This window comes from Micromonospora sp. CA-248089 (assembly GCF_050948515.1).
Classification (GTDB): Bacteria; Actinomycetota; Actinomycetes; order Mycobacteriales; family Micromonosporaceae; genus Micromonospora.
On the sequence record NZ_CP192016.1, the window covers coordinates 3,996,430 to 4,022,461 of the forward strand.

Consider the following 26,032-nt stretch of genomic DNA (forward strand, 5'->3'; position numbering starts at 1 on the left):
CTTCCAGTTGAGCGCGGGTCCCTTCCTCATCAGGTCCAGGTTGAGCCGGCGAGCCGCCGTGGCACGCCGAGGGCGGCCGACAGGTCCCGCCCGGCCTGCTCGACGCCGCCGGGCCGCACCAGCGCGAACACGAACCGGTCCGGCCGCAGCACCACCAGGTCGGCGCCGTGCCGCCGCAGCCAGGCGCCGAGCACCCCGTCGGCGTCGACAACGTCGACCCGGTCGTACCCGCTGTCCCCGGACACGTCCGGCAGGTCGGCCAGCGGCGTACCGGACGGGTGGACCGCGACGAACCGCACCGGCAGCCCCGGTCGCCACACTTCGAGCGGGTTGTCCACGCCGGCGCGGCCGAGCACGACGAAACCGTCGCCGAGCGCCTCGTCGAGCAGGCGCTCGCCGGGGGCGCCCGGGACGAGGACGCGCGGCTGGGGGAACATCGTCCCGACCACGCCGGCGCGCCGCCCGCCGGCCATCAGGCCCCGCCGGTACGCCGGGACCGGCTTGAACTCGAACCGCTCCACGAACCGCCGTACCCGGGGGATCGTCTGGACCGCCCGCAGCGCGGCGTCGCGCAGCCCGGCGGCGACCCGGTTGCGGGCCAGGAAGACGTGCCCCAGCCGGACGCTCGTCCGCGCCATCTCCACAGTGTGCGGGCGCCGCTCGGTCTCGTACGTGTCGAGCACCTCGGTGCCGGCGGCGCCGGACAGCACCAGCGACAGCTTCCACGACAGGTTCGCCGCGTCGCGCAGGCCGCTGCACAGGCCCTGGCCCATGAACGGGGGCATCTGGTGGGCCGCGTCGCCGAGCAGGAACACCCGCCCCTCCCGCCACCGCTGCGCGACGAGGTGGTGGAAGGTGTAGACCACCGCCCGGGTGACGGTGAACCGGTCCGGGTCGACGTACGGCGAGACGAGCGCGGCGATGGTCTCCGGCCGCTGCATCTCGGCCTCGGTCTCGCCCGGGCGCAGCATGAACTCCATCCGGTAGCTGCCGGCCGCGCCCGGAGAGACGAACGCCGGGCGCTGCCAGTCGCAGACGAACGTGGTGTCGGGCACCCGTACCGCGTCGGGCGGCACGTCGCCGGAGACGGCCAGCCACGGTTCGGCGTAGCTCGCCCCGGACAGCGGGATCCGGACCGCGGCGCGGGTGGCGCTGCGGGCGCCGTCGCAGCCGAGCACGTACCGGGCGCGGACGGCCCGCCGCTGCCCGGTGGCCACGTCGGACAACAGCACCGTCACGCCGTCGTCGTCCTGGGTCAGGCCGACCAGTTCGGTGCCGAGTGCGAGCTGGACGTGCGGGAAGCGGTCCAGCCCGGTGCGCAGCGTGTGTTCCAGTCGCGGCTGGTCGAAGAAGCGCAGCGGCGCGTGCCCGTACCCGAAGTCCGTCTCGGACAGCTTCATCCGGGCGAAGACCCGGCCGGCGCGGTTGACGTACTCGACCAGTGGCGGCGCGATCGTCGCGTCGCGTATCTCGTCGAGCAGGCCGGCCTGCTGGTAGATGCGCAGCGCCTCGTCGTCGCAGGAGAAGGCCCGCGGCTGGCCGTGCGGTGTCGCGCTGCGCTCCACGACCAGCGTGGTGACGCCGCGGGCGCCGAGCAGGTTGGCGGTGAGCGCGCCCACCGGCCCGCAGCCGATGACGGCGACCTCGACCTCCTGGACCGCCTGAGAATCCGGCGGCTGAACTGATTCCATTGTGCTGCCCCTTCGGAACGTGGTCCCGGACGGCTCCGGCCGTCCCACACCGACCAGGGCACCGCAGCGGCGTGGAAGGGGTGTGGAGAAGGCGTGGAGGTGGGCCTCCACACCGGTCAGAAGACCGCGAAGCGGGGCAGCAGCAGCCCGGCGCCCTGCTCGGCGGCGATCCGGGCGCCGAGATCCCACTCCGCGCGGTCACCGCGCGCGACCCCGCGGATCCGGTGCAGCTCCGCGACGACGACGCGCTCGCCGGTCCGGTCCGCCACGGCCAGCCCTTCCTCGGCCAGCGCGGCAGCGGTCTCCGGGCGGCCGGCGGTCAGGTACGCCTCGGCCATCGCCGCGCACGTGATGGTCCGGGTGGACCGCAGTCCGGGACGGTAGAAATCGTCAGCGGCGGCGCGCATCGCGTCGAGCCGGCCGTGGTCGCCGCCGCGCGCCGCGGCCCACTGGAGGAAGTACGCGCCGGTCGCCGTCATGTGCGGCAGCCCGGTGGCCCGGCCGATGTCCCGGCACCGCCGTCCCGCCGCGTCGGCCGCGGCGACGTCGTGCTCCTGCATCGCCAGCCAGGCGGCGTAGAGCGCCGCGTTGGCCCGGCCGTACGGGTCGTCGAGCTCCTCGGCGAGGGCCTCGGCCGCCGCGATGTCCGACCGGGCGCCCGCCGGGTCGCCGCGCATCGAGCGCACGAGCGCCCGGAAGTTGTGGCAGGCCAGCACCGGACGCCGGCCGACCTCGCGGCGCAGCAGCGCCCGCTCGACGGTACGCAGCCGGTCGATCCCGGCGGTGAGCCGCCGTTCGCCCTCGCTCTGGCGGCCGGTGAAGTAGCCGACCGCGCCCAGCAGGTACTCACCGGCCACGGCGATCAGCCCGCTGCCGTCGTCGGGTGCGCGGACGAGCCGCCCGGCGAGGTCGGCGCAGATCGCGAACTCGGCCCGGTTGGCGGCCAGCTCACCGAGCGCCCAGAGCGCGTGGCGGATGTCCGCGTCCGGCCCGACGAGTGTCAGCAGCTCCCGGGCCCGGGCGCAGACCCGGTCGACGGCGTCGCTGCCGACGCCCACCGTCATCTGGAGCAGGGCCGCCCGGTGCAGCTGGACGGTCAGCTCGGTGCGCGCCGCGCCGGGCGCGGCCCGGGCGGCCGGGGCCAGCCGGCGCGCGGCGCGTTCGAGGTGGCCCAGCGCGTCCTCGTAGGCGACCCGACGGGTGGCGTCGTCGGCGGCCCGCAGCGACCACCGCAGGTGGTCCTCGCCGTGGCCGAGCCCGATCGCCTCGCCGTAGTGGTGCGCCAGCTCCGCCGGTGCGGTGCCGGCCGTCCGCTCGTACGCGGCGGCCAGACGGGCGTGCAGCGCGGCCCGGCGCGGCGGGACCAGCTCGGCGTAGGTGACCTCGGCGATCAGCGGATGGCGGAACGCGAGCGCGCCCGGCCCGGTCTCGACCACCAGCGCCGCCGGGTACGCCGGGGCGAGGTCCTCGGCGACCGCCTCGGCGGTGAGGTGCAGCGCCGCCGCCAGCACCGCCAGGTCCAGCTCGTGCCCGGCCACGCTGAGCAGGTCGAGGCAGCGCCGGGTGGGACCGGGCAGCCCGTCGAGCCGCAGCCGTACCGTGTCGCGGATGCTCGGTGGCAGCTCCCCGGCGGAGCCCGCGTCGGTCCGCGAGCGCAGCAGCTCGGTGAGGAAGAACGGATTCCCGCCGGTACGGGTCACGAGCCGGGTCACCACCGGCTCCGGCGGCGCCACGCCGGTCCGGTCCCGGACCAGGTCGGCGACCGCCGCGGCGTCCAGCCCGGCGAGCCGGACCTGACCGAAGCCCGGCCCGCGGGCCATCTCGGCCACCGTCGCCACCAGGGCCGGATCCTGGTCGTACGGCCGCAGCGTGGCGACCACCAGCGCCCGGGACGCCGGCAGAGCGGTGGCGAGAAAGCGCAGCAACAGCAACGAGTCCGGGTCGGCCGCGTGCAGGTCGTCCAGGACGATCAGCAGTCCGTGCTGCCGGGCCGCCCCGTGCACCAGGTCCGCCACCGCCTCGTACACCTGGAACCGCGCCGTGGGGTCCGGACCGCGACCGTCCGCCGGTCCGCCCGGCGCGCCCGCGGCGAACCCGTCCAGCCGGCCCGCCGAGCCGGTGGCGCGGGTCTGCGGCATCGCCACCAGCGCGCGCACCACCCGGCTCCACAGCCAGAACGGCGGCGCCTGCCCGACGTCCGGACAGCGACCCCAGAGCACCGGGACGCCCGTCGCGGCGGCCCGCTCGCCGAGCGCCGCGGCGAGGCTGGTCTTGCCGATGCCGGCCTCCCCCACCAGCGTCAGCACCCGCCCGCCGTGCCCGGTGGCCGCGTCCAGTGCCGCCCGCAGCCGCTCCAACTCGGCGTCCCGCCCCACGAGCGGTCCGCCGTCCCGCTGCGGCGCCGTCCCGGCCGCCGCCGGGCCGCCCGCGTCCGCGGGGCTGCCGTGGTCCGGCGGTACGGCCTGGTCCAGGATCAGCCGGTGCACCGCCCGGATCTGCTCACCGGGGTCGATCCCGTACTCGCCGGCCAGGATCCGGCGCCCCTCGTCGAAGACGGCGAGCGCCTCGGTCTGCCGCCCCGAGCGGTACAGCGCCAGCATCAGCTGCGCCCGGGCGCCCTCGCGCAGCGGGTTCGCCGACACGAACCGGCGCAGCTCCGGCAGCAGCGTGGCATGCCGTCCGGCCGCGACGGCGGCGGTCAACCGCCCCTCCTCGGCGCTCAACCGCAGCTCCGCCAGCCGTACTGCCTCCGGACGTACCGCGGCCAGGTCGGCCACGCCCGCCAGCGGTTCGCCGCGCCACAACGCCAGCGCCTCGGTGTAGCACTGTTCGGCGGCTGCCGGCTGTCCGGCCGCGAGCGCGTCCGCCGCCCGGTCCACCAGGGCACCGAACCGGATCGCGTCCACCGCGTCGGGGGCGACCCGCAGTTCGTACCCTCGCGGGTGGCTGCGCAGGACGCGGGCCGGCTCGCCGTGCGGCCGTTCCGCTTCCACCACCCGGCGCAGCCCCGCGACGTACGTCCGCAGCGTCGTCCGGGCGCTGGCCGGCGGTCGCGAGTCCCAGAGCGCGTCGACCAGCCAGTCGGCGGCGACGAACCGGTTCGGCCGCAGCAGGAACAGGGCCAGCAGTGCCTGCTGCTTCGGCCCGCCGAGGGGCACCACCCGGCCGTTCCGGACGACCTCCGGCGGGCCCAGCACCCGGAACTGCACCGTCACCTCGGCAACGACCCGTCGTGTCCCGGGCCGGGTCAGGCCGCCGCCATCTCACGCAACTTCAGCACCGAGCGCCAGTTGCGTGTCGTCCCGACCACACCCGTCTTCTTCTCCACGAAGGCGTTGCCGAGCTTGCTGCGCCCGTACCCGTCCGGAACGTGCACGAACACGTCCCGGCCGACAAGCGTCAGCGTCCCGGTCTCGCCGGGCGGGGACGCGAGCGCCGCCTGCTTGTCCGCCCCCGGGTCGCTGCTGAGCATCGTGACGAGCAACTTCGTCAGATCGGTCTGCACGTCGAGGTACGGATTCGCGGCGATCATCGCGTCGAGTTCGGCCAGGCTGCGCAGCACCACAGGTACGTCCCGGCCCCACCGCCGCGTGACGGCCCGGCCGATCTGGGCCAGGATCGCGGCCTCGTCGGTCTCCGGGCAGCCGAACACCACGTTGCCGCTCTGGATGTAGGTCGCCACCCGGTCGAAGCCGCAGGAGACGAAGACCTCCTTCAGCTCCGCCATCACCATGGAACTGGCGCCACCGATGTTCACGCCCCGCAGCAGAGCGACGTACCTGGCCATGACTCGGGATGGTAACCGCCCGTGGCGTCCCCATGGTACGTCCGTGACCTCGACGCACCGGCCGGCCGCCGCCTGCGTACGCTGTCCGGGCCGGTCGCGGCGTGAGCCGGCCGGTCCCCGCACTGACATCGAGGTGGGAGATGCCGCAGCTCAACCCGGTCGTGACGCAGCGCGTCGAGGCCGCCGTCGTCGCCGTCCTCGCCGTCGTCGTGACCGTCGCGGCCGGATACCCGTGGTGGTCGCTGCTCGCCCTGTTCCTCGTGTTCGACCTGTCCATGCTCGGCTACCTGCGCGGGCCGCGCGTCGGCGCCGCCTGCTACAACCTGGCGCACTCGTACGCGCTACCGGCGGCGCTCGGCGCGGTGGCCGTGGCGGCGGCCGCGTCCGGCGAACGGATCGACTGGCTCGGCGTCCTGGCCGTCGCGTGGGCGTTCCACATCGCCGTCGACCGCGCGCTGGGCTACGGGCTCAAGACGGGCGAGGGGTTCGAGCACACCCACCTCGGCCTGATCGGGAAGGCCCGCCGCGCCCGGACCGCTACTGACGCACGCTGACGTCCGGTCACGGGCGCGCCGGGTCGCAGTTCGCGCTCGTCAGCCGCACCGAGTACTCGCGGTCGTCGGACGTGATCCCGGACGGCACGCCGTCGAAGTGGGCCTCCACCTTCTCCCAGCCGCGGCGCTGCTCGTAGTGCAGGTGCGGTGCGCCGGAGTTCCCGGTGCTGCCGACCCGCCCGATCCGCTCGCCCCGGGCCACCCGCTGACCGGCCTTCACCGACGGCGGTTCGAGCAGGTGCAGGTACTGCGTCTCCCACTTGCCACCGTGGTCGATCTTGACCCAGTAGCCGCCGCCACGACCGCGCGGCCCGTCGGGATCGTCCGGGGTACGACCGCCCAGCGAGCCGTTGATCCCCGCGACGGTGACGGTGCCGGCGGCGGAGGCGAGCACCGGGCGTCCCCACGCGTCCCCGGAGGTCGGGAACAGGTCGACGTCGTAGTCGTCGTGCCCCGGATAGGTGGACAGCCGCCACGTCTCGCCGCAGGCCACCGGAAGCTGGAAGTCCGGTCGTGGGCCCGGAGGCCGTACCAGCGGCACCACGACCACCGCGCCGGCGACGAGCACCGCGAGGGCACCGACGATCAGCAGGACGCGTGGGAGGCGGCGACGCGGGCCGTGGGGACGCTCGGTGGTCATCGGTTCGAGCATGACAGGCGGGCTGGGGACAGGATGACCGGTCTATCCGCTCAGCCATCGCGCGACGAGCCGGTGGTCCGCGCCGGTGAGGCCGCGGCGCGCCTCGACGCGGTGCAGGAGTGCCGGCGCGTCGTGGTTCCCCGCCACCCACCTCCGGTCGGCGTCGGTGATCTCGTCGTCCAGCCAGACGAACCGGCGTCCCGCGGCCCATTCGACGAGCCGCCGCGTCTTCCAGTGCAGTCGGCCACCGTCGTCCTCGTCGTCGTCCGGCCAGTCGACGACGGGCAGCGGAGGCAGGCCGAGCCGCGGCGCGAGCACCTCGTTGGCGTCGTGCATCCAGGTGGTGGCCCACACGAGATCGCACGGCAACGCGGCGAGCCGGGGGCCGTGGCCGGCGTCCAGACCGGCCAGCAGCGGGTTGGCGCCGACCTCCGACGGCCCGGCGGAGCCGCCGAAGGGCAGGAGCGTCCCGTCGACGTCCAGGAACAGCAGCGGACGATCGAATCCCGCGGGTCCGGTCGCCATCCGGGCCTCAGCTCAGCTCGACGACCGGCCGGGTCAGGATCTCGTCGGCGTAGCCGTCGTCGGAGGCGAACCACCGGCCGAAGTCCTCGTCGCGGTACGCGGTCGCCAGGGTGAGCCAGCCCAGGAAGAAGCCGCTCCCGCCGCAGGTGGCACCGCCGCCGTCGCCACCGCACACCACGGTGCGCTCGGTCGTCGCCTCGTGCCGGTAGGGATCCTGCCCGATCGCCAGTCCCCAGAGGTTCTCCCGCCGGTGCGGGCCGGTTCTGTGGTCGTACGGATAGCCGTCGCCGGGGCAGTCGTCACCCCAGCGGAACAACGTCGTCGCACCGGCACCACACGCCCACTCCCACTCATCCGGAGTGGTCGTCCGCACGCCGAGGCTGGCGAGGCCGGCCACCGCCTCGTCGTACGAGACCGCGCGGATCGCCCGGGCACGCACCACCTGCCCGGTCGCCCGGTCGAACTCCACGGAAGCCCGTCACCCGACCGGAAGGTGCGCACCCCGCCGAACCGGTTCCCGGCCGACGCGACCAACTCCCGCACCCGAGGGTCGTCCGGCGCCAGCGGAACCTCGCACGGGTCGAAGGCGTCCACCGCGACCAGCATCGCCGGCATGTCGACGTCGCGTACGGGCGACGTCATCGCGTCGACGAACTCGGGCAGCGGCGGAAGCCCGAACTCGGCGGCGCTGTCGGCGTAGTCGGCGGCCTGGTGCGCGGCGGGCCGGAACCGGCCCGCATCGTAGCCGAGCGCCGGCCGACCACCGGGTACGAGGGCGAACCGCATGCCGCCGCGGTCGAACAGCGCCGTCCGGTGCGACCGCCCCGCGTACGCGGTGTCCCGCAGGCCGACCACCGTCAACTCGTGCCGCGCGGCGATATCCCGGGTCAACCGGCCGGCGGCGCCCTCGGAGAGGTCGTTCCACTGCGCGAAGCTGAGATCGGCGTACGGCACCGCGAAAGGATAGCCACGGGCTCCGACATCGTCCGGATCGTCCGTCGGCCCGCCTCCACCTCGGGAGACGGGCCGACGCGTGCGCGAGGGCGCCCCGATCGCGGTCAGGCCTGGTCGACGTCCGTGGTGAGCGCCAGTTCGCGGCCGGCTTCGATGTCGCTGAGCAGCGCCGCCACGCGGGCCTTCGCGAGGTCGTAGGAGTCGGAACCGAGCACCTGGTGCAGCGGGGCGTCGCCGCGGACGGCCACCTCGATGATGGCGGCCGCCGCCTTGACCGGGTCGCCGAGCTGGGTGCCGGGCATGGCCAGGTGCGCCTCGGTCATCTCGCGGATCGCCTGGTAGCCGTCTGTGGTGCCGGCCGGCAGGCCGAGGGAGGACGGCCGCAGGAAGTCGGTACGCGTGTACCCGGGCTCCACGACGGTGACCTTGATGCCGAGGTGCGCGACCTCGGCCGCCAGGGAGTCCGACAGGCCCTCCAGGGCGTACTTCGCCGCGCAGTAGAGGCCCCAGCCGGGGAAGGCGGTCAGGCCCAGGATCGAGGACACGTTGATGACGTGGCCGCTGCCGGCGACGCGCATGCCGGGCAGGGCCGCGCGAAGCACGTTCCAGACGCCGAAGATCTGCACCTCGAACATCGCCCGGACCTCGGCGTCGGCGGCTTCCTCGACCGCGCCGAGGAAGCCGTACCCGGCGTTGTTGACCACGACGTCGAGCCCGCCGAAGCGGCCGGTGGCGGCGCGGACGGCCGCTGCCACCGCCGCCTCGTCGGTCAGGTCGAGTTCGAGGGGAAGCAGCCGCTCGCGGTCGACGGCTCCGAGGGCCGCACCGAGGCGCTCGGCCGAGCGGGTCGTCGCCGCGACGTTGTCGCCCCGCTCCAGCAGCTGCCGGACCAGTTCCAGACCGATACCGCGGGACGTGCCGGTGACGAACCAGGTGGCCGGACCGGCGGTCGGGAAGGACATGAGAGCTCCTACGTGTCGATGTCGTGCCGTCCCCGGCTGGGAACACCTCCCATGCTGCGGACGACGGAGGGCCGCGAACACGGCGTGGCAGGCCCAGCGCTGCCGGGGAACGGCGTACCCACCCGGGCGGTGTCGCCGGACGACCTCGCGGCGGATCATTGGGGCATGGCGGGACACTCAGACCTCGGCCGGTTCCTTCGTCAGTGCCGGGCCGATCTGACTCCGGAGGCGTCCGGCATCGCCGCGGAGACGCAGGGACGCCGCGTCCGCGGACTGCGCCGCGAGGAGGTGGCGATGCTCGCCGGCGTGAGCGTCGACTACTACACCCGGCTCGAACAGGGCCGGCACACCAGCCCGTCGCCCGCTGTGGTCGACGCCCTGGCGCGGGTCTTTCAGCTCGACGCCGCCGCCCGCGCCCACCTCGCCGACCTCGCGCGGCCGGCGAGGCGCAGCGACCGGCAGATGCCGGCCCAACGGGTACGCGCGGCGATGCACCAGTTGCTCGCCTCGATGACCGAGCACCCCGCGCTCATCCTCGGGCGCCGCACCGACGTGCTCGCCTCGAACGCCCTCGCCCGTGCGCTCCTCACCGACTGGACGCTCCTGCCGCCGAGGCACCGCAACTACGTACGGTGGATCTTCCTCGACCCGGACGCCCGCGACGCCTTCCTGGACTGGCCGACGGTGGCGGCCGACGTGGTCGGCACGCTGCGCCTCTACGCCGGCCGCCATCCCGACGATCCGCAGCTCAGCGAGCTGGTCGGCGAGCTGACCATCAAGAGTGCCGAGTTCCGTACCTGGTGGAACGGCCGCCACGTGCACGAGCGCACGCACGGCACCAAGCGGATGAACCACCCGGCGGTCGGGCCGATCACCCTTCGCTACGAGGCCCTCGCCCTGCCCGGCGACGCGGACCAGACGTTGTTCATCTACACCACCGATCCGGGCAGCCCGTCGCACGACAACCTGCGCCTGCTGGGTTCGCTGGCCGCCCGGACCGGGCCGGTGCCCGGCACGGCCCCGTCCACTCCGGCGCGGGCAGCCGACGCGAGCACCGAACGCGCCGACCCGTTCTGACGCCGCCGCCCGTCGATCTCGGGCCGCGCTCAGTAGCGGTAGTGGTCGGGCTTGAACGGGCCTTCCGGGGAGACGCCCAGGTAGGAGGCTTGCTCCTTGGTCAGGGTGGTGAGCTTGGCGCCGAGGGCGTCCAGGTGCAGCCGGGCGACCTTCTCGTCCAGGTGCTTGGGCAGCACGTAGACACCGATCGGGTACTCGTCGGTCTTGGTGAACAGCTCGATCTGGGCGATCGTCTGGTTGGCGAACGAGTTCGACATCACGAAGCTCGGGTGACCGGTGGCGTTGCCCAGGTTCAGCAGACGACCCTCGGACAACACGATGATCGCGTGACCGTCGTCGAAACGCCACACGTCGACCTGCGGCTTGATGTTCTCCCGCGTCACATCACTACGCTTGGCCAGACCAGCCATGTCGATCTCGTTGTCGAAGTGCCCGATGTTACCCACGATCGCCTGGTGCTTCATCCGCGCCATGTGCTCGTTGGTGATCACATCGAAGCAGCCCGTCGCGGTGATGAAGATGTCCGCCTGCTCCACCACATCATCCAGGGTGGCGACCTGATAGCCGTCCATCGCCGCCTGCAACGCGCAAATCGGGTCGACCTCCGTCACCACCACCCGGGCACCCTGCCCACGCAGCGACTCCGCGCAACCCTTACCCACATCGCCGTAACCCATCACCACGGCCATCTTCCCGCCGATCAACACATCGGTGGCCCGGTTGATGCCATCGATCAGCGAGTGCCGGCAGCCGTACTTGTTGTCGAACTTGCTCTTCGTCACCGAGTCGTTGACGTTAATCGCCGGGAACAACAACGTCCCCGCCCGGTGCATCTCGTAGAGCCGGTGCACACCCGTGGTCGTCTCCTCGGTCACACCCTTGATCCCCGCGGCGATCCGGGTCCACCGCTGACCGTCCTCGGCCAGCGACCGGTGCAGCAGCTCGAGGATGACCGCGTACTCCTCCGAATCAGCCGACTCCACCGGCGGCACGACACCCGCCTTCTCGAACTCGACGCCCTTGTGCACGAGCAGGGTGGCGTCGCCGCCGTCGTCGAGGATCATGTTCGGGCCCTGCCCGTCGGGCCAGGCGAGCACCTGCTCGGTGCACCACCAGTACTCCGGCAGCGTCTCACCCTTCCAGGCGTACACCGGCACACCCGCCGGCGCCTCCGGGGTGCCCTCCGGGCCGACCACGATCGCCGCGGCCGCGTGGTCCTGGGTGGAGAAAATGTTGCACGACGCCCACCGGACCTGCGCGCCCAACGCGACCAGAGTCTCGATCAGAACAGCGGTCTGCACGGTCATGTGCAACGAACCAGTGATACGGGCACCGGCCAACGGCTGAACCTCGGCGAACTCACGCCGAATCGCCATCAGACCGGGCATCTCATGCTCGGCGAGCCGGATCTCCTTACGCCCGAACTCGGCAAGCGACAGATCCGCCACCTTGTAGTCGCCCTCGTTGACGCTCACACCGCCGCCTTCAGGTCGCCGGCCCGGTCGGTGCTCTCCCAGGTCAGGTCCGGCAGCTCGCGGCCGAAGTGCCCGTAGGAGGCGGTCTGCGCGTAGATCGGGCGCTTGAGGTCGAGGTCCCGGATGATGGCGGCCGGCCGCAGGTCGAACACCTCGGAAACGGCCCTCTCGATCGAGGCGACCGGCACGGTCTCGGTGCCGAAGGTCTCGATGAACAGGCTCACCGGATGGGCCTTGCCGATCGCGTACGCGACCTGCGCCTCGCACCGCTCGGCGAGCCCGGCGGCGACGACGTTCTTCGCCACCCAGCGCATCGCGTACGCCGCCGAGCGGTCGACCTTCGACGGGTCCTTACCGGAGAACGCGCCGCCACCGTGCCGGGCGTACCCGCCGTAGGTGTCCACGATGATCTTCCGGCCGGTCAGGCCGGCGTCACCCATCGGACCGCCGATCTCGAACCGGCCGGTCGGGTTCACCAGCAGCCGGTAGCCCTCGGTGTCCAGGCCGAGGCCCTCCAGCTCCGGGGCGATGACGTGGTCGCGGATGTCCGGGGTGAGCAGCGACTCCAGCGAGATGCCGGCCGCGTGCTGCGACGACACGACCACCGTGTTCAACCGCACCGGCCGCAGGCCCTCGTACTCGATGGTCACCTGCGTCTTGCCGTCCGGCCGCAGGTACGGAATCGTCCCGTCCTTGCGTACCCCGGACAGCCGCCGGGCCAGCCGATGGGCCAGGGCGATCGGCAGCGGCATCAGCTCCGGCGTCTCCGAGCACGCGAAACCGAACATCATGCCCTGGTCCCCCGCGCCCTGGGCGTCCAGCGCGTGCGCCGACGCGCCGGTGCGGGACTCGACGGCGTTGTCCACGCCCTGCGCGATGTCCGGGGACTGGGCGCCGATCGCGATGTTCACTCCGCAGGACGCCCCGTCGAAACCCTTCTTCGACGAGTCGTACCCGATCCCGAGGATGGTCTCCCGGACGATCGTCGGAATGTCGGCGTACGCCTTGGTGGTGACCTCGCCGGCCACGTGAACCTGACCGGTGGTGATGAGGGTTTCCACGGCGACCCGGCTGTGCGGGTCCTGGGCGAGCAGCGCGTCGAGGATGCCGTCGCTGATCTGATCGGCGATCTTGTCCGGGTGGCCCTCCGTGACCGACTCGGACGTGAACAGGCGGGAAGCCACGTGACCTCCGGTAGGGATGGGCCCGGGCCGGCACACCGACACGGACGACTCGATCGTGGGCACCGACGGTAGGAGACCGGATCAGCGTTTCGGTCGGGAACGGGTGGAGCCCGGCGTGCCACCACAGTGGACGGGTGATCGACGGTCGTTGACGTGACCCACGGGGCTCGGGATACTGCTCATCTCATGGCCGTTCCCCGCCCGCTGTGGCCGGCCCGGCCGTGGGTTCCGCCGTGGCCGGACTGGTGGCGAGCGCCCCGCAGCCACGAGGAGGAGGAATCCTGTTCATCACCGACGGGCCCGTCGTGGCTGATGCCGGCCTCCGGTGGTGCCGCCGCTCAGTTCGGCTCCAGTTCGTAGAAGCCCGTGCCGTTGATGAGCCGGACGCTGTTGAGGGCGGTCTGCACCACCTCTTCGCTCTCGTGGAACAGGATCACCAGCACGGGGTAGCCGAGGTCGTTCACCGTCCGGCTGATGCGCTCGCCCGGGGCGACGAGACACGTGAGGCTGTCGAAACCCTCCAAAGCGCGGATCTCGTCGAGGCCACGATAGGCGCGCAGCACCCCCTCCACCGGGGAGACCATGCCGACGATCGCACAGAAGCGCGACACCTGGTACTCGGTGCCGACCTTCGCCAGGAACCTCTCCGGCTCGAGGTACGCCGAGATCGCCAGGTCCATCTGCGACTCCCCGATGGCCCGGGCCGCCTGCACGGCGATGCCTCCGCCGGGCAGGCGCGCACCGACCTCCACCAGGCAGGGGCCGGACGGAGTCAGCCGGATCTCCACGTGGGCCGCGCCGTGCCGGATGCCGACCGCGTCCAGCACGCCGAACGCATAGCGGGACAACGCCCGCACCACCTCGCTGCCCGAGTCGACCAGGCAGAGGGCATCGGCCAGGTCGATCATCCCGTTGGCCTGAACCCGCGTGGTACGCCAGACGTCCGTCACGTAGTGCCGGCCGTCGCGGCTCACCGTGTTCACCATGTACTCCGGCCCGCCCAGGTACTCCTGGGCCACCACGCCGGTGTTCGTGGCGGAGAAGATGTTCCGGCTGCCGACCAGCCGCCGGAAGGCGGCCACCGACTCCTCCGGGTCGTCGCAGAAGGAGACGCCGTCACCGCCGGCGCTGCTCAACGGCTTGACCACGACCCGGCCGCCGTGCTTGGTGTGCCACTCGCGCAGCGTCTCCTCGTCGGTGGCCCGGACCTGCTCCGCGGCGCGCAACCCGGCTGCTCGGACCGTCTCCACCATCAGGTACTTGTCCCGCCGGGCGGCGCTCGTCGCGGTGCCGTTCGTGAGCAGACCGAGCGCCTCGGCCAGCTGGTCCGTAAACTCCACCCCGATCTCCCCGCCCGCCATGACCGCGACCGGGGCGTGCGCGGCGACCGCCGCCACTGTGGCGTCGAAGTCACCGGTGTGCACGATGTCGGCCACGAAGTCCTCGGCGATCGACGGCGCGTCGGCGTACACCTCCGGTACGTCGGGTGTGCTGAGCACCCGCACGCACGCGTAGCCACGATCGCGCAGCGCGGTGACCAGCGGACGGACGGGCAGGTACGCGTCCACGACGACGACGCGTTCGGCATCGCCGGTTACCGGGATATCGAGCGACATGCGGCGAGCATAGTGCCGACGCCCCGCCTCCGAGTCACAACTGTCCGTAAGGGATTCATGTGTCTGATCTCCTGAGGCATCGAGTCGGCGCGGTGGTGCCGACCCTGTTGCTCCTGAACACCGCCGGCAGCTTCTTCGTCCTCCTGCGCCTGTCGACCGAGGTCAGCGAGGTGACCGGGTCCACCCTCCTGGCCGCCCTGGTGCTCGCCGCGCCGTGGTTGCCGGCGCTGATCCTCGTCCGGCCGCTCAACCGGCTCCTCGCCGGTCGCGCGCCGGCCCGCCTGATCCTCGTCGCCGAGGTCGCCAGTCTGGTGCTGACGCTCGCCGTCGTCGCCACGCCCCTGTCCGGGAACCCGTTCTTCCTCGTGGCCGCTGTCGCACTGATGGTCCGGGGGTTCGGGGAGGCGGTGACCCGGTCCTCGGCGACGGTCCTGATCAAGCTGACCATCCCGGCCGACCGGCTCGGCCGGGTCAACACCCTGGCCGAGATCGGCAAGCTGGGCGGAACGAGTATCGGCGCTGTCCTCACCGGGCTGGCCGACCCGGCGCTGGGCGTACGGACCATCCTGGCCCTGAACGCGGCGAGCCTGCTGCTCTCGGCGGCGCTCGCCGTCACGCTCCCCGGGGCCGTGCCCGCGCCGGCGGCGGGCGGTGACGGCCCACCGCGGCTGCGCCTGGCCAACGCCCACCTGCGGCGCCTGTTCGTCCTGTTCGTCCTCGTCGCGTGCCTGCAGGGCTACCACACCATCGCGGTCAACGCCGTGCCCCGGGACGTGCTCGGAGGCGGCACGGACCTGGTGGCCGCCTTTGTCACGGTGTCCGCCTTCGCCGTCTTCGCGGGCTCGTTCGTGGCGCTTCCCGTCCAGCGTCACGCCCATCGCCTGCCGTCGTTCATCTGGACGCTGGTGCCGCTGCCCTTCCTGCTCACCGCGGTCCTCGCCGGGGCCGAGATTCCGACGTTGACCGCGTACGCGTTCTTCCTGCTGTTCTTCGAGGTGGCCTTCGTCCAGTACAACAACCTGGTCGTGGCGACCGCCACCGAGCAGGAGGTGGCGACGGTGGCCACGTTGCGGGCCACGCTGCTGCCCCTCGGGGTCGTGGTGTCGACGATGGGCATCGGACTGACCGCGGACCTGACCAGCACCGTGACCGCGACCGTACTGGTCGTCGTGCTCACCGTCGGAGTCACGCTCGGCACCCTGATGTGGAGACCGCCGGCCCAGGGATCGGGCCGCCCGGCCCCGGCGGCGGACCCGGACCAGGTCCCGCACCAGGCGCACAAAGGGAACCGAACCGCCGTCACACGGCAGGAATGAATGAACCGTTCTGCAACAGAGACGCCATTCTTGTCCCCACCGGGCGGCGCCTCGAGTCGCGCTTGAGTGATCCTCGCGGGCCCTCCATAGACTCGTCGACATCGCAGGCCCGGGTCCACCGACGGGAATAGGACCGCATTCGGTCGCATCCCCGGTGGCACATCCGCACCGTTCCCGACACCAGCAATTCGCCATCCGGGCTGATCCTCGAGTTTCGGGCCGCAACCGCGGATCCGATTTCCGGTTCTCCCCCGGGAGGAGGTGCTGACATGTCGGACGACCGTTTCATCGAGACCCGCGAGGACGAGGAGGTCACCAAGTGGTGACGTCCGTGCCCCCGCGCGATCGCTGATCGATCGCAGCCCGGCCACCTCCCCAGGGTGGCCGGGCACCCACCACGTGATCAGGAAGGGAAGGGTCCATGACCGTCACGAGTGATCCTGCCGTCTTCGACGGCACGACAGACGATCAGTACTGGCTGGCCATCCAGCAGGTGACCGCCGACCTCGAGCGGCATGCCGACCTGGACCGTCTCTGCGAGCTCTCCGCCACCCATCCCGAGTGGCCGGTACGCGCCGCCTGCGTCCGCATCCTCGGCGCGAGCTTCGCCGATCGCGAGGCCGCCCAGCGGGCCATCGCCGCGGCCACCCACGACACTGTCGACAGCGTCGCCTTCACCGCCATCACCGTGGCCGGTGAGCACCGGATCGCGCTGGCGGCCCGCGACCTGATCGGCATCTCCGGCTGGCCGAGCAACTTCACCCGCCCCGCCTACCTGCGCAAGCCGGTCGGCTGTGGCGCGGCACTGACCAAACGGGCCCTGATCGCGATCTTCGGCAGCGAGGATCCCGATGAGCTGCGGCGGCTGGAAGACCAGCACTTCGCCGACGTCCTCAACCGGGTGGCGGCCGTCAAGAAGCGGTCCGCCCAGCTGGCGGACGCGGTGCTGGTGCCGGCCGGTCCGTTCATCGCCGGGGCGACCGGAACGGTGCCCGGGCCGTTCCAGATGAACGACCAGGACAACCCGCTGCGGGTCGTGGACCTGCCCGCCTTCTACATCGACCGGACCGCGGTGACGAACGAGCGTTACAACCGGTTCGTCGAGGAGACCGCGGGAACCACCGAGTTCGACCACCCGGACCAGCCGCCCCGGCCCGACCACGCCTCGGCGCACCGCCGGGACCCCCGCTTCAACCGGCCCGAGCACCCGGCGACCGGGATGGACTGGTACGACGCGTGGGCCTTCGCCCGCTGGGCCGGCGGACGACTGCCGAGCGAAGACGAGTGGGAGAAGGCCGCCCGGGGCGCGGACGGCCGGCGGTACCCGTGGGGCAACGACTGGGATCCGAGCCGGGCCAACTACGTCGAGCGGTCGTTCGGCACCTCGGTGCACGACCTGCGCAGTCTGGAGAGCGTGCTGGTCACTGTCGGGCCGTCGACGCCCGCGGAGCCGGTGATGCCGGCGGACAGCCTGCCCGAGGGCGCCAGCCCGTACGGGCTGCTCCACATGGCCGGGAACGTGTGGGAGATGACCCGGACGAACTTCTTCACGAAGGCCGACCTGGACCCGTTCTTCAAGGGCCGGCAGCCGGTCGAGTTCATGAATCGGCGAGACGCGTTCTACAGCTTGCGTGGTGGCACGTGGACCTCGCCGCCGGTGTGCCTCACGACCTACTACCGGGGTAAGGACCTGCTGACCGACAAGCACAACGAGATCGGTTTCCGCTGCGTCTACCCGGCGGCAGGGTGAGATGAGGCTGACGAGTTTCGGCCACGCCACCGTTCTCATCGAAACCGGCACCGAAAGAATTCTCGTCGATCCGTGGCTGACTCCTGAACTCGACCGATTCTGGGAGCATTTCCCGGCACAGCCACCGGAATTGCTGTCGATGCTCGACGAGGAAGTCGACTACATCGTCTTCAGTCACCACCACTACGACCACCACCACTTCCCCAGCCTGGTGCGGCTCGCCGAGGCGCGTGAGGTCGACTTCGACGAGGCGCCGCTGCGCGCGCCGGACACCGTCACGGTGTGGCCGCGCGGCGACGGTCTTCCGTTGCTGTCCTACTCGGGCCTCGGTCACCAGGCCATCGCCTGGACCCAGCGACGCCTCGGGTACAGCCGGAGCCATGGTGTCCGGCCGGGTGACGTCATCAACCTCGGCCGGACGCGGCTGCGAACCCTGGCCTCCCGGGTGCCGTTCCCGGAGATGAGCCTGCTGTTCGAGACGCCCGACGCCACCGTGATGATCGCCGGTGACTCGGTGCTGCATCCCGACACGGAGAGCTTCTTCGCCCGGCCCGACGCCCCGGCGGTCGACGTCGCGCTGATCCCGGCGCACAGCCTGGCTCCGCCGGGGGTGCTCACCCAGCGCCGGCAGGTCGGCGCGCCGGACGACCTCGTCGCGCGCTCCGCGGCCAACTTCGACCGCTGGACCGACGTGGTCGGCGCCGGCCTGACGATCCCGTCGTCCTTCGGCTGGCGGGTGCGCGACAGCTTCGCGTGGTGCAACACCGCCCTGTTCCCGTTCACCCCCTGGCAGGCGCTGCGGCACCTGGAGTCCGTCGGGCGTCCCGGGGCGTTGTGGGGTCCCGGTCAGATCCTCGACGTGTCGCACGACGGCAGTGTGATGTCCACCGGGGACTTCGACTTCGCCGCCGTCTCGGCCGCCGTCACCCTCGACCCGGCGGCCGGCGTGCCGGCGTTCGACCCGGAGACGGATCAGGTCGGACGCCAGCGGGAACCGACCGAGCGGCTCGTGCAGCGGTTGATGGACCACCTGGTCGGGACCGACTTCTGGTACCGGGAGATCGACGGTGGGGCCGACCAGACGATCACGGTGTACGAGGACGGCGGCAAGGCGCGTGGCTTCGTCCTCGACTTCACCGGCGAGCGGGTCCGGCCGCTGCCGAGCGAGGCGGGCGACGGGGGCGCGCACACCGCGATCGCCGGCAGCACGCTGCAGGCGCTGTTCGACGCGGACCTGCTGATGGGCAGCTCGTACGGACTCTGGACCAGTGACAACGCACTGCTCTCCGCCGTGTTCCACAACCCCGTCTGGTACGTACGGCACGTGGACCGGGCTCTGCTGGAGCAGCGCCGATGAGGTATCGGGTCGACGCCTTCACCCATGACAGCTCGGTGTTACGCGGGAATCGGCTGGGCGACCCGAGCCGGCGGGAGGTGGTCGTCCTCAGCCCGGCGGATCCACCGCGGCGGGCACTGCCCGTGGTGTACCTGCTGGCCGGCTTCGGCTCGCGCGGCCGGGACCTGCTGGGCGTTCGTCCGCTCGGTGAGAGCCTTCCCGACCGGTTGTCCCGGCTGGTGGCGCAGGGGGTGCTGCCGCCGGTGCACGTCGTGCTTCCCGACTGTGCCACCCGCTACGGCGGATCGCAGTACCTCGACTCCGCCATGTGCGGTCCGTACCAGCGATACCTCGTCGACGAGGTGGTCGCCCTGGTCGACGAGCGGCTGCCCACCGTCGCCGAGGCAAGCGGCCGGGCGGTGGTCGGCAAGTCCAGCGGCGGATACGGCGCCCTCATGGCCGCTATCCAGCGCCCCGGCGTCTTCGGCCACGTCGCCGCGCACACGCCGGACTGCGGGTTCGAGCACACGTACCTGTCGCTGCTGGTCCGCGCCCTGAACACACTGCGGGCCCGCGGCGGCATCGCCGCGCTCAGCCGAGCCGGGTACGCCGGCACCGTCGACGGTGCGTTCATGGAGGCGATGAGCATCGTCGCGATGGGCGTCTGCTACGCGCCGGAGGTCCTGCCGGACATCGCCGACGGGTTCCCCTGCGACCCCCGCACCGGACGGTTCCGGGACGCCGTGTGGCAGACCTGGCTCGACCGGGACCCGGTCCGGCTGGTCGCGGGCGCCGCCCCCGCGCTCGCCACGCTGGAGACGCTCTACCTGGACGTCGGCGAGCAGGACGAGTACGGCATGCAGTGGGGCGCCCGGGCGCTGCACGCCGAGCTGACGGCCGCCTCGGTGCCGCACGAGTACGACGAGCACCCGTACGGGCATCAGGGCATCGACCACCGCCTGGAGCGGTCGCTGGCCGCCTGCGGCGCGAAGTGGAGCGCGTGATGTGCGGCATCGCCGGCTTCGTCAGCCTGGACGGCCCGCGGCCGGCGTGGTGGCTCGACCGGCTGGGGCGTCGCCTCGTCGGGGCCATGCACCACCGCGGGCCGGACGACAGCGGGCTGCACCTCTCCGACGACGGCCGGGTCCTGCTCGCGGCCACCCGGCTGGCCGTGCGGGACCGCAGCCCGTCGGGGCATCAGCCGATGGTCAGCCCCGACGGCGAGGTGGCGCTGGCCTACAACGGCGAGTTGTACGCCAGCCGGACCCGGATCAGCGGCTGGCCGGCGCGCAGCCGGTGCGACACCGAGCAGTTCCTGCAGGCCGTCCACGCCGGCCCGCCGACTGTGGTCGGCGAGCTGGACGGCATGTTCGCGGCGGCCTGGTACGACCGGCGGACCGGCCGGACGGTCCTCGCCCGGGACCACTTCGGTGTCAAGCCGCTGGTCTGGTGCCGGGTCGCCGGGGGGATCCTGTTCGCCTCGGAGGTGGCCACGCTGCTCGCCGGCGGCCTGGTGGAACCCCGGGTGGACTGGACGGCGTTCCTCCACCGGGCGTACGTCCGGATGGACGCGATCGACGACGGCACCTGGCTCGCCGGGATCCACTCCGTCGAGCCGGGCCACCTGATGGTCATCGACGGCGACCGGATCAGTCACCGGCGCTACTGGATGCCGGCGCCGGCGGAACGGGAGGTGACCGTCGACGAGGTCGCCGAGGCGTTCCGGCGCGCGGTGGACATCCGGCGCCCCGCCGACGTGCCGATGGCGGCGGTGGTCAGCGGCGGCGTCGACTCCTCCGCCGTCTTCGGCGCGCTGCGGGCCCTGCACAGCGACGTCACCCCCTACGTGGTGCGCTACGAGGGAACCGAGGCGGGCCAGAACGAGGACCTGCCGTACGCCCTGGAGGTCGCTCGGGCGGCCGGCGTGGAGCCGGTCCACTGCGATGTCGCCGTCGCCGACGTCGAGGGCCTGACCGCGGTCGCCGTCCGGCACCTGCAACGGCCGTTCCTGCACGGCGCCGAGCTGGCGTTGCTCCGCACTTACCAGCGAATCGCCGCCGACGGCCGGGTGGTGGTGTTCTCCGGGCACGGCTCCGACGAGTTGTGGGGCTACCAGGAGGGCACCTACTTCCCGATCGTCGACCCGACGCGCCCTCCCGACACCCACGGTGAGCACTACCTGCGCACCCGGCTCTACCGCGACGAGCGACCGCTGTGGCACCGGATGGTCGACGAGCTGTGCCGGCACGTCGGTGTGTCCGAGGAGGACGTCACCGGCCGGGTCTGGAGTCGTACCCTGCGGCCGTATCGCGAGCTGGCCACCCTCGATCCGCACAAGCGCGGCCGGTACCACCTGATGCGGCGGTTCCTGGTGTACGTCAACGAGATGGTCGACGCCTGCTCGTCGGCGTACTCGCTGGAGGACCGGCCGGTCTTCCAGGACGTGACGCTGGCCGGTCTGGCGTTCTCGATGCCGGAGTGGCGGAAGAACCGGGGCGGGCTCGGCGGTTCCAAGCCGTTCCTCAAACAGGCGCTGGCGCCGTACCTTCCGCCGAGTGTCCTGCACCGGCCCAAGAAGGGCTTCCCGGCGCCGCGTGACACCGCCTTCCTGGCCCGGCTGCGTGGCCTCGTCGAATCGGTGGGCCTGCCGGCCGACGCCCCGCTGAGCGGTGAGCTGCTCGCCGCCGCCGGAACCGGTGAACTGCTGTTCCTGTATTCCAGCCAGATGTGGCTGCGCCAACTCCCCCGCGCGGACGGGGGACCGACCCACGGGAGTGGAGACCATGACGTGGCGACACCGGACGTTGGCCTCGGCGGAGGAACTGGACCAGTGGCCACCGTCGCTGGATCCTGACGCCGCCCAGCCGTGGTGCAACTTCATCCTCTGGTGGCCGGACGAGCCGGTGCCCGGCCTGCGCAGCACGCCGGGCACGCTGCGCAAGGAGGCCCCGCCCGGCGTACCGTCCCGCCCGACCGCCGGGCGCACCCCGTGGTCGGCGAACAACCCGGCGGCCCACCGCTTCGAGCTCACCGACGGCGCCCGCCGGCTGCGGGTCAAGCAGTTCCTGTACGACTGGGCGTTCCCCGCCCTCGACCACCCCTGTCTGTGGCAGAGCGAGACCCGTGCGGTGCCTCTCGACGACGAGCACGTCCTGTGGCTGGGGGTGGACTACATCGGCAACGCGGCGGCGTCGGCAAGGCTGGGCCGCACCACTGTGGAGCTGTCCGTTCTCGACGGGCAGTTCGAGGACGCCGAGATCGCCGCCGTCTACCGGTCCCTCGCTCCGGTGGACGACGACGCGGCGCGGCAGATCGCCGCGACGCCACTGGCCGAACTGAGCTACTGGGCACGCCAGCCGGAGGCGAGCGCGGTACGGGTGCCGGTCGGACTGTGGGCCTTCCACCGGCCCAGTGACCATCGCCGTGCCTGGCGGCCGGACGTCGCCGCGCCGCTCGGTCTGCCGGACACCCTGGCCGGGCTCCCCGTCGACAGCGTCGGCACCTTCACCCGCCCGGACGGACGGGAGGAGACCGAGGTCGTCTACTCCGGCGGCCGCCTGCGCGGCCGCGAGATCCGGGTCATCGCCCAGCGTCCGCAGCAGGGCGGCATATCGGTGCCGGCGAAGCCGGACAAGCACCCGGGGACCTTCGACCAGGTCGACGTGGACGGCGTACCGGTGCAACTGGCCTGGATCGACGAACGCCACGGCCCTTTCCACGCCGTCCTCGCCACCGGCGCGCTGGAGCTGATGGTCCTCGCCGGCACCTCCGTGCACCTCGACCGGGACGCGTTCCTCGGCGCGATCCGGGAGCTGACGCGATGACTGGCCTGCCCGCACCGCTGCGGGAGCGACTCGGCGGGGTCGCGGTCGGCGGCGACCTGACGCCCGGACGCGGATCCGCGCGGACGCTGGTGGACCCCTCCGACGGTACGACGCTGGCCGAGCTGACCGACGCCTCCCCCGACGACGTCGACCTCGCTGTCGCCCACGCGGCCAAGGCGTTCGGGCACTGGTCGCAGACCCACCCGCGGGAGCGGCAGGACGCCCTGCTCGCCCTGGCGGACGCCGTCGAGCGCAACGCCGCCGAGCTGGCGACCCTGGAGACGCTCAACGGGGGCAAGCCACCGGGCCGGTCCCAGGGCGAGGTCGGGTTCGCCGTGCGTACCCTGCGGTACTTCGCCGGGCTGGCGATGCAGCCCTCGGGCGAGGTGAATCCGGTCGGCGCGGGCACCCTGTCGATCACCGACCGGGTTCCGCTCGGCGTCTGCGCGGCGATCGCACCGTCGAACTACCCGTTGCTGCTCGCGGTCTGGAAGGTCGCCGCGGCGCTCGCGCACGGCAACACCGTCGTGGTCAAGCCGGCCGACGACACCCCGCTGTCCCTGCTGCGGCTGGCCGAGATCGCCGCGGGCGCGGGCCTTCCCGCCGGTGCGCTCGGTGTGGTCACGGGCGGGGCGGCGGTCGGCCGTCACCTCTGCGCCCACCCCGACGTGGCGCTGGTGTCGTTCACCGGATCGACGGCGACCGGTGCCCTCATCCGCGCGGAGTGCGGGATCAAGCCGATCCTGCTGGAGCTCGGCGGCAAGAGCCCGTTCGTGGTGTTCGCCGACGCGGACCTCGACGCGGCGGCCCGCGCCCTGGTCGACGGGTACACCGGCAACACCGGGCAGATGTGCGTCGCCGCGAGCCGGTTGATCGTCGACCACCGGGTTCGGGAACGGTTCGTGGCCGCGGTGACCGAACTCAGCCGGCTGCGGGTCGGTCCCCCGCTCGCCCCCGGCACCCAGCTCGGCCCGCTGGTGAACGCCGCCGGCCGCGACCGCGTCCGGCGGCTCGTCGACGAGGCGGTCGCCGCCGGCGCGCGGGCGACGGTGACGGCCGACATTCCCGCCGACTCGGCGGGCTTCTACGTCGCGCCGGTGATCCTGGAGTCGGTCCCGGCCGGAGCGGCCGCCGCCCGGGAGGAGGTGTTCGGTCCGGTTCTCACGGTGACCGGCTTCGACACCGAGGCCGAGGCGCTGGCACTGGCGAACGACACCGGGTACGGGCTGGCCGCTTCCGTCTGGACCCGCGACCTCGGCCGGGCACACCGGTCCGCCCGGCGGCTGCGGGCGGGAATGGTCTGGGTGAACACCTACGGCGACACCGAGGAGCACGTCAGCGTCGGCGGCCTCGCGATGTCCGGGTACGGCCGGGAACTCGGAGTCCATTCCCGCGACGGCTACACGGCGACCCGCGCGATGTTCGTGAGACACGAATGACGCCCGTCGACCTGCGCAGCGACACCCGGACCGTGCCGGACGACGCGATGCGCAAGGCGATGAGCGTCGCCGCGGTCGGCGACGACAGCTACGGTGACGATCCCACGGTGGCCGAGCTGGAGGAGACCGCCGCCGGGCTTCTGGGCACCGACGCCGCCGTCTTCACACCGAGCACGACCATGAGCAACCTGCTCGCCGTCCTGCTGTGGCTGGGCACCGACGGGGGCGTGCTGGTCGTCGGGCGCCGGGCCCACGTGGTCACGCTGGAGAACGACGGCGCACGCCGCCTCGCCCGGGCCCACCTGGTCACCCTGGCCGACCCGGCGGGGCACCTCAGCCCCGCGGAGGTCACGGCGGCACTGCCCGGGCCGGCCGGCCGTACGCTGCTCTGGCTGGAGAACACCGCCAACCTCGCCGGCGGGCACGCACAGACCCCGGCCGAGCTGGCCACGTCGGCCCGGGCCGGCCGCGCCGGTGGTGCGCGGGTGCACCTCGACGGCGCCCGGCTGACGAACGCCGCCGTCGCCACCGGGTCGTCGCTGGCCGATCTCGCCGCGCCGGCCGACACCGTGGCCCTGTCGTTGAGCAAGGGCCTGGGCGCCCCGGCCGGTGCCCTGCTCGCGGGCCCGGCGAGCGCGATCGCGGAAGCCCGCGAGCTGCGGCAGATGCTCGGCGGGACGATGCACCAGGCGGGGGTGCTGGCCGCGGCCGGGCTGGTCGCCCTCGGCCGGCGGCACGAGCTGGCCCGCGACCACGAGCGGGCCGACCGGCTGCGCGAAGGACTGGGCGGGATCGACGGCGTCGACGTGGTGGAGGTCGACCGGCCCACGAACATGGTGTTCCTCCGGCGCGTGGGGACCCCGGCCGAGGTGACCGCGACCCGGCTCGCCGAGAACGGGGTGCTCGTACTGCCGGTCGGGGACGACACGGTGCGGCTCGTGGTGCACCGGCAGCACACCGACGACGACATCGAGGCGGTCACCGTACGTGCCGCGCTCGCACTCCGACCGAACGGAAGGGGCCCAGCGTGAGAGACGACCTGCGGATCAACGGGTACGCCGTCGTCGACGGCATCGTCGACGAGACAGACCTGGACGTCATGCGCGCCTGCGTGGCCCGCCTGGAGGACATGGCCGGGCGCCGCCGGGCGAGCGGAGACGGCTTCGTTCTCGAGGCGCCGGACGTCGGCGGCTGGGTGGCCTGGCAGCAGGGCCTGCCCCCGGCATCCGGCGTCCTGCGCTCGGTGGACGGCGCCCACCGGCACTGCCCCGAGTTGACGGGGATCGCCGAAACCGTGGCGAAGACCCACATCGTGCCGGCGACCGGCACCGACGTGGACGTGGTGAACACCTTCCTCTGGGCGAAACCGGCGAAGGTCGGCTCGGAGAAGCCGTGGCACCAGGACATGGCGTTCGCGCCGGACGGCTTCCACGACCGGTACGCCAACGTCGTCACGGCCTGGATCGCCGTCGACCCCGCCACCACCGAGAACGGCTGCCTGCAGTTCGTGCCGGGATCGCACCGGCTCGGCGTGCTCCCGCACGTCGGCGACCCGGAGCGCGCCGACGGGGATCCGCCGCGCGAGCGCGCGGTGGAACCGCACGTCGAGCCGGCCACTGTGGCGACGCTCGGCACGCCCGTGCACGCCCCACTCGATCCCGGCGCCGGTGCGGTCTTCGACGGGCTGATGGTGCACCGCTCGGCACCGAACACCTCGGCCGCGCCACGCCGCGCCCTCAGCTTCGTCTTCGCGCTGCACCGCCGCTGACGGACCGGAGCGCCGTCCTGCTCGACGACGGCGCGGCCGGTGGCTCCGACAACCAGCGCAGCCCGAGCACGCGCCGAGCGTCCCTTGCTTGCATGGGGCCGGCCGCTCGGGCCACGACCGCCGGCGGGCCGGAC

The 26,032-nt window shown here is 72.7% G+C and carries 22 protein-coding genes; 12 read left to right on the forward strand and 10 right to left on the reverse strand.

Annotation, left to right across the window (positions count from 1 at the left end; all coding sequences use genetic code 11):
• Window positions 1-29: 29 nt before the first annotated feature.
• From ACQP26_RS18830 to ACQP26_RS18840, 3 genes are all read right to left on the reverse strand, one after another.
• Complete coding sequence (locus tag ACQP26_RS18830) at window positions 30-1,691, reverse strand: bifunctional 3-(3-hydroxy-phenyl)propionate/3-hydroxycinnamic acid hydroxylase (RefSeq protein ID WP_433493533.1); 1,662 nt, start codon at window positions 1,689-1,691, stop codon at window positions 30-32.
• Between the two features lie 116 nt (window positions 1,692-1,807).
• A complete protein-coding gene (locus ACQP26_RS18835; RefSeq protein ID WP_433493534.1) occupies window positions 1,808-4,906 on the reverse strand; it encodes a BTAD domain-containing putative transcriptional regulator in 3,099 nt (1,032 codons plus the stop codon).
• Window positions 4,907-4,938: 32 nt separating this feature from the next.
• On the reverse strand, window positions 4,939-5,478 hold the full coding sequence (locus ACQP26_RS18840; protein ID WP_269705396.1) for a DUF1697 domain-containing protein: 540 nt from the start codon (window positions 5,476-5,478) through the stop codon (window positions 4,939-4,941).
• Between the two features lie 140 nt (window positions 5,479-5,618).
• On the opposite strand from ACQP26_RS18840, the gene ACQP26_RS18845 reads away from it, so the two are divergent.
• Window positions 5,619-6,032, forward strand: coding sequence for a DUF4260 domain-containing protein (locus tag ACQP26_RS18845; RefSeq protein ID WP_269705395.1), 414 nt, complete (start codon window positions 5,619-5,621; stop codon window positions 6,030-6,032).
• A 7-nt stretch (window positions 6,033-6,039) separates the two neighbouring features.
• Here the strand turns inward: ACQP26_RS18845 and ACQP26_RS18850 are convergent, their stop codons facing one another.
• From ACQP26_RS18850 to ACQP26_RS18860, 3 genes are read right to left on the reverse strand one after another with little or no spacing between them, the layout of a single operon-like run.
• On the reverse strand, window positions 6,040-6,672 hold the full coding sequence (locus ACQP26_RS18850; RefSeq protein ID WP_433493535.1) for a M23 family metallopeptidase: 633 nt from the start codon (window positions 6,670-6,672) through the stop codon (window positions 6,040-6,042).
• 42 nt (window positions 6,673-6,714) lie between these two features.
• Window positions 6,715-7,197 carry an HAD domain-containing protein gene (locus tag ACQP26_RS18855; protein ID WP_433493536.1) on the reverse strand — a complete coding sequence of 161 codons (483 nt, stop codon included), beginning with the start codon at window positions 7,195-7,197 and terminating at the stop codon, window positions 6,715-6,717.
• Window positions 7,198-7,204: 7 nt separating this feature from the next.
• Complete coding sequence (locus tag ACQP26_RS18860) at window positions 7,205-7,666, reverse strand: hypothetical protein (RefSeq protein WP_433493537.1); 462 nt, start codon at window positions 7,664-7,666, stop codon at window positions 7,205-7,207.
• 24 nt (window positions 7,667-7,690) lie between these two features.
• Between ACQP26_RS18860 and ACQP26_RS18865 the strand changes: the two genes are divergently transcribed.
• Window positions 7,691-7,897 (forward strand): hypothetical protein, encoded by a 207-nt coding sequence (locus ACQP26_RS18865; protein ID WP_433493538.1) that lies wholly within the window; start codon window positions 7,691-7,693, stop codon window positions 7,895-7,897.
• A gap of 358 nt (window positions 7,898-8,255) precedes the next feature.
• Here the strand turns inward: ACQP26_RS18865 and ACQP26_RS18870 are convergent, their stop codons facing one another.
• Entirely contained in the window at window positions 8,256-9,113 is an 858-nt protein-coding gene (locus tag ACQP26_RS18870) for an SDR family NAD(P)-dependent oxidoreductase (protein ID WP_433493539.1), read from the reverse strand.
• Window positions 9,114-9,278: 165 nt separating this feature from the next.
• Between ACQP26_RS18870 and ACQP26_RS18875 the strand changes: the two genes are divergently transcribed.
• Window positions 9,279-10,190 (forward strand): helix-turn-helix transcriptional regulator, encoded by a 912-nt coding sequence (locus ACQP26_RS18875; RefSeq protein ID WP_433493540.1) that lies wholly within the window; start codon window positions 9,279-9,281, stop codon window positions 10,188-10,190.
• Window positions 10,191-10,219: 29 nt separating this feature from the next.
• Here ACQP26_RS18875 and ahcY read toward each other — a convergent pair whose 3' ends face one another.
• From ahcY to ACQP26_RS18890, 3 genes are all read right to left on the reverse strand, one after another.
• Window positions 10,220-11,665, reverse strand: a complete 1,446-nt coding sequence (gene ahcY / locus ACQP26_RS18880) for an adenosylhomocysteinase (protein WP_433493541.1) — start codon at window positions 11,663-11,665, stop codon at window positions 10,220-10,222.
• The gene (metK, locus tag ACQP26_RS18885; protein WP_433493542.1) at window positions 11,662-12,849 is read right to left on the reverse strand and encodes a methionine adenosyltransferase; all 1,188 of its coding nucleotides are present in this window, start codon (window positions 12,847-12,849) and stop codon (window positions 11,662-11,664) included. The genes ahcY and metK overlap by 4 nt, the downstream gene beginning before the upstream one ends.
• Window positions 12,850-13,187: 338 nt before the next feature.
• The gene (locus tag ACQP26_RS18890) at window positions 13,188-14,465 is read right to left on the reverse strand and encodes an ATP-grasp domain-containing protein (RefSeq protein WP_269705388.1); all 1,278 of its coding nucleotides are present in this window, start codon (window positions 14,463-14,465) and stop codon (window positions 13,188-13,190) included.
• 59 nt (window positions 14,466-14,524) lie between these two features.
• On the opposite strand from ACQP26_RS18890, the gene ACQP26_RS18895 reads away from it, so the two are divergent.
• The 9 genes from ACQP26_RS18895 (at window position 14,525) to ACQP26_RS18935 (ending at window position 25,898) form a co-directional block, all read left to right on the forward strand.
• Entirely contained in the window at window positions 14,525-15,781 is a 1,257-nt protein-coding gene (locus ACQP26_RS18895; RefSeq protein ID WP_433493543.1) for an MFS transporter, read from the forward strand.
• A 421-nt stretch (window positions 15,782-16,202) separates the two neighbouring features.
• Window positions 16,203-17,531: a formylglycine-generating enzyme family protein gene (locus tag ACQP26_RS18900; RefSeq protein WP_433493544.1), complete on the forward strand. Its 1,329-nt coding sequence runs from the start codon at window positions 16,203-16,205 to the stop codon at window positions 17,529-17,531.
• Between the two features lies 1 nt (window position 17,532).
• The gene (locus ACQP26_RS18905) at window positions 17,533-18,888 is read left to right on the forward strand and encodes an MBL fold metallo-hydrolase (RefSeq protein WP_269705385.1); all 1,356 of its coding nucleotides are present in this window, start codon (window positions 17,533-17,535) and stop codon (window positions 18,886-18,888) included.
• Window positions 18,885-19,871 (forward strand): alpha/beta hydrolase, encoded by a 987-nt coding sequence (locus ACQP26_RS18910; protein WP_433493545.1) that lies wholly within the window; start codon window positions 18,885-18,887, stop codon window positions 19,869-19,871. Before ACQP26_RS18905 ends, ACQP26_RS18910 begins: the two co-directional genes overlap by 4 nt.
• Window positions 19,871-21,721 (forward strand): asparagine synthetase B family protein, encoded by a 1,851-nt coding sequence (locus tag ACQP26_RS18915; RefSeq protein WP_433493546.1) that lies wholly within the window; start codon window positions 19,871-19,873, stop codon window positions 21,719-21,721. Before ACQP26_RS18910 ends, ACQP26_RS18915 begins: the two co-directional genes overlap by 1 nt.
• Complete coding sequence (locus tag ACQP26_RS18920) at window positions 21,651-22,691, forward strand: hypothetical protein (RefSeq protein WP_281577441.1); 1,041 nt, start codon at window positions 21,651-21,653, stop codon at window positions 22,689-22,691. Before ACQP26_RS18915 ends, ACQP26_RS18920 begins: the two co-directional genes overlap by 71 nt.
• Window positions 22,688-24,130, forward strand: a complete 1,443-nt coding sequence (locus ACQP26_RS18925) for an aldehyde dehydrogenase family protein (RefSeq protein WP_433493547.1) — start codon at window positions 22,688-22,690, stop codon at window positions 24,128-24,130. The genes ACQP26_RS18920 and ACQP26_RS18925 overlap by 4 nt, the downstream gene beginning before the upstream one ends.
• On the forward strand, window positions 24,127-25,161 hold the full coding sequence (locus ACQP26_RS18930) for a threonine aldolase family protein (RefSeq protein ID WP_433493548.1): 1,035 nt from the start codon (window positions 24,127-24,129) through the stop codon (window positions 25,159-25,161). The genes ACQP26_RS18925 and ACQP26_RS18930 overlap by 4 nt, the downstream gene beginning before the upstream one ends.
• Window positions 25,158-25,898, forward strand: coding sequence for a phytanoyl-CoA dioxygenase family protein (locus ACQP26_RS18935; RefSeq protein ID WP_281577438.1), 741 nt, complete (start codon window positions 25,158-25,160; stop codon window positions 25,896-25,898). Before ACQP26_RS18930 ends, ACQP26_RS18935 begins: the two co-directional genes overlap by 4 nt.
• The last annotated feature ends 134 nt before the right edge of the window (window positions 25,899-26,032 follow it).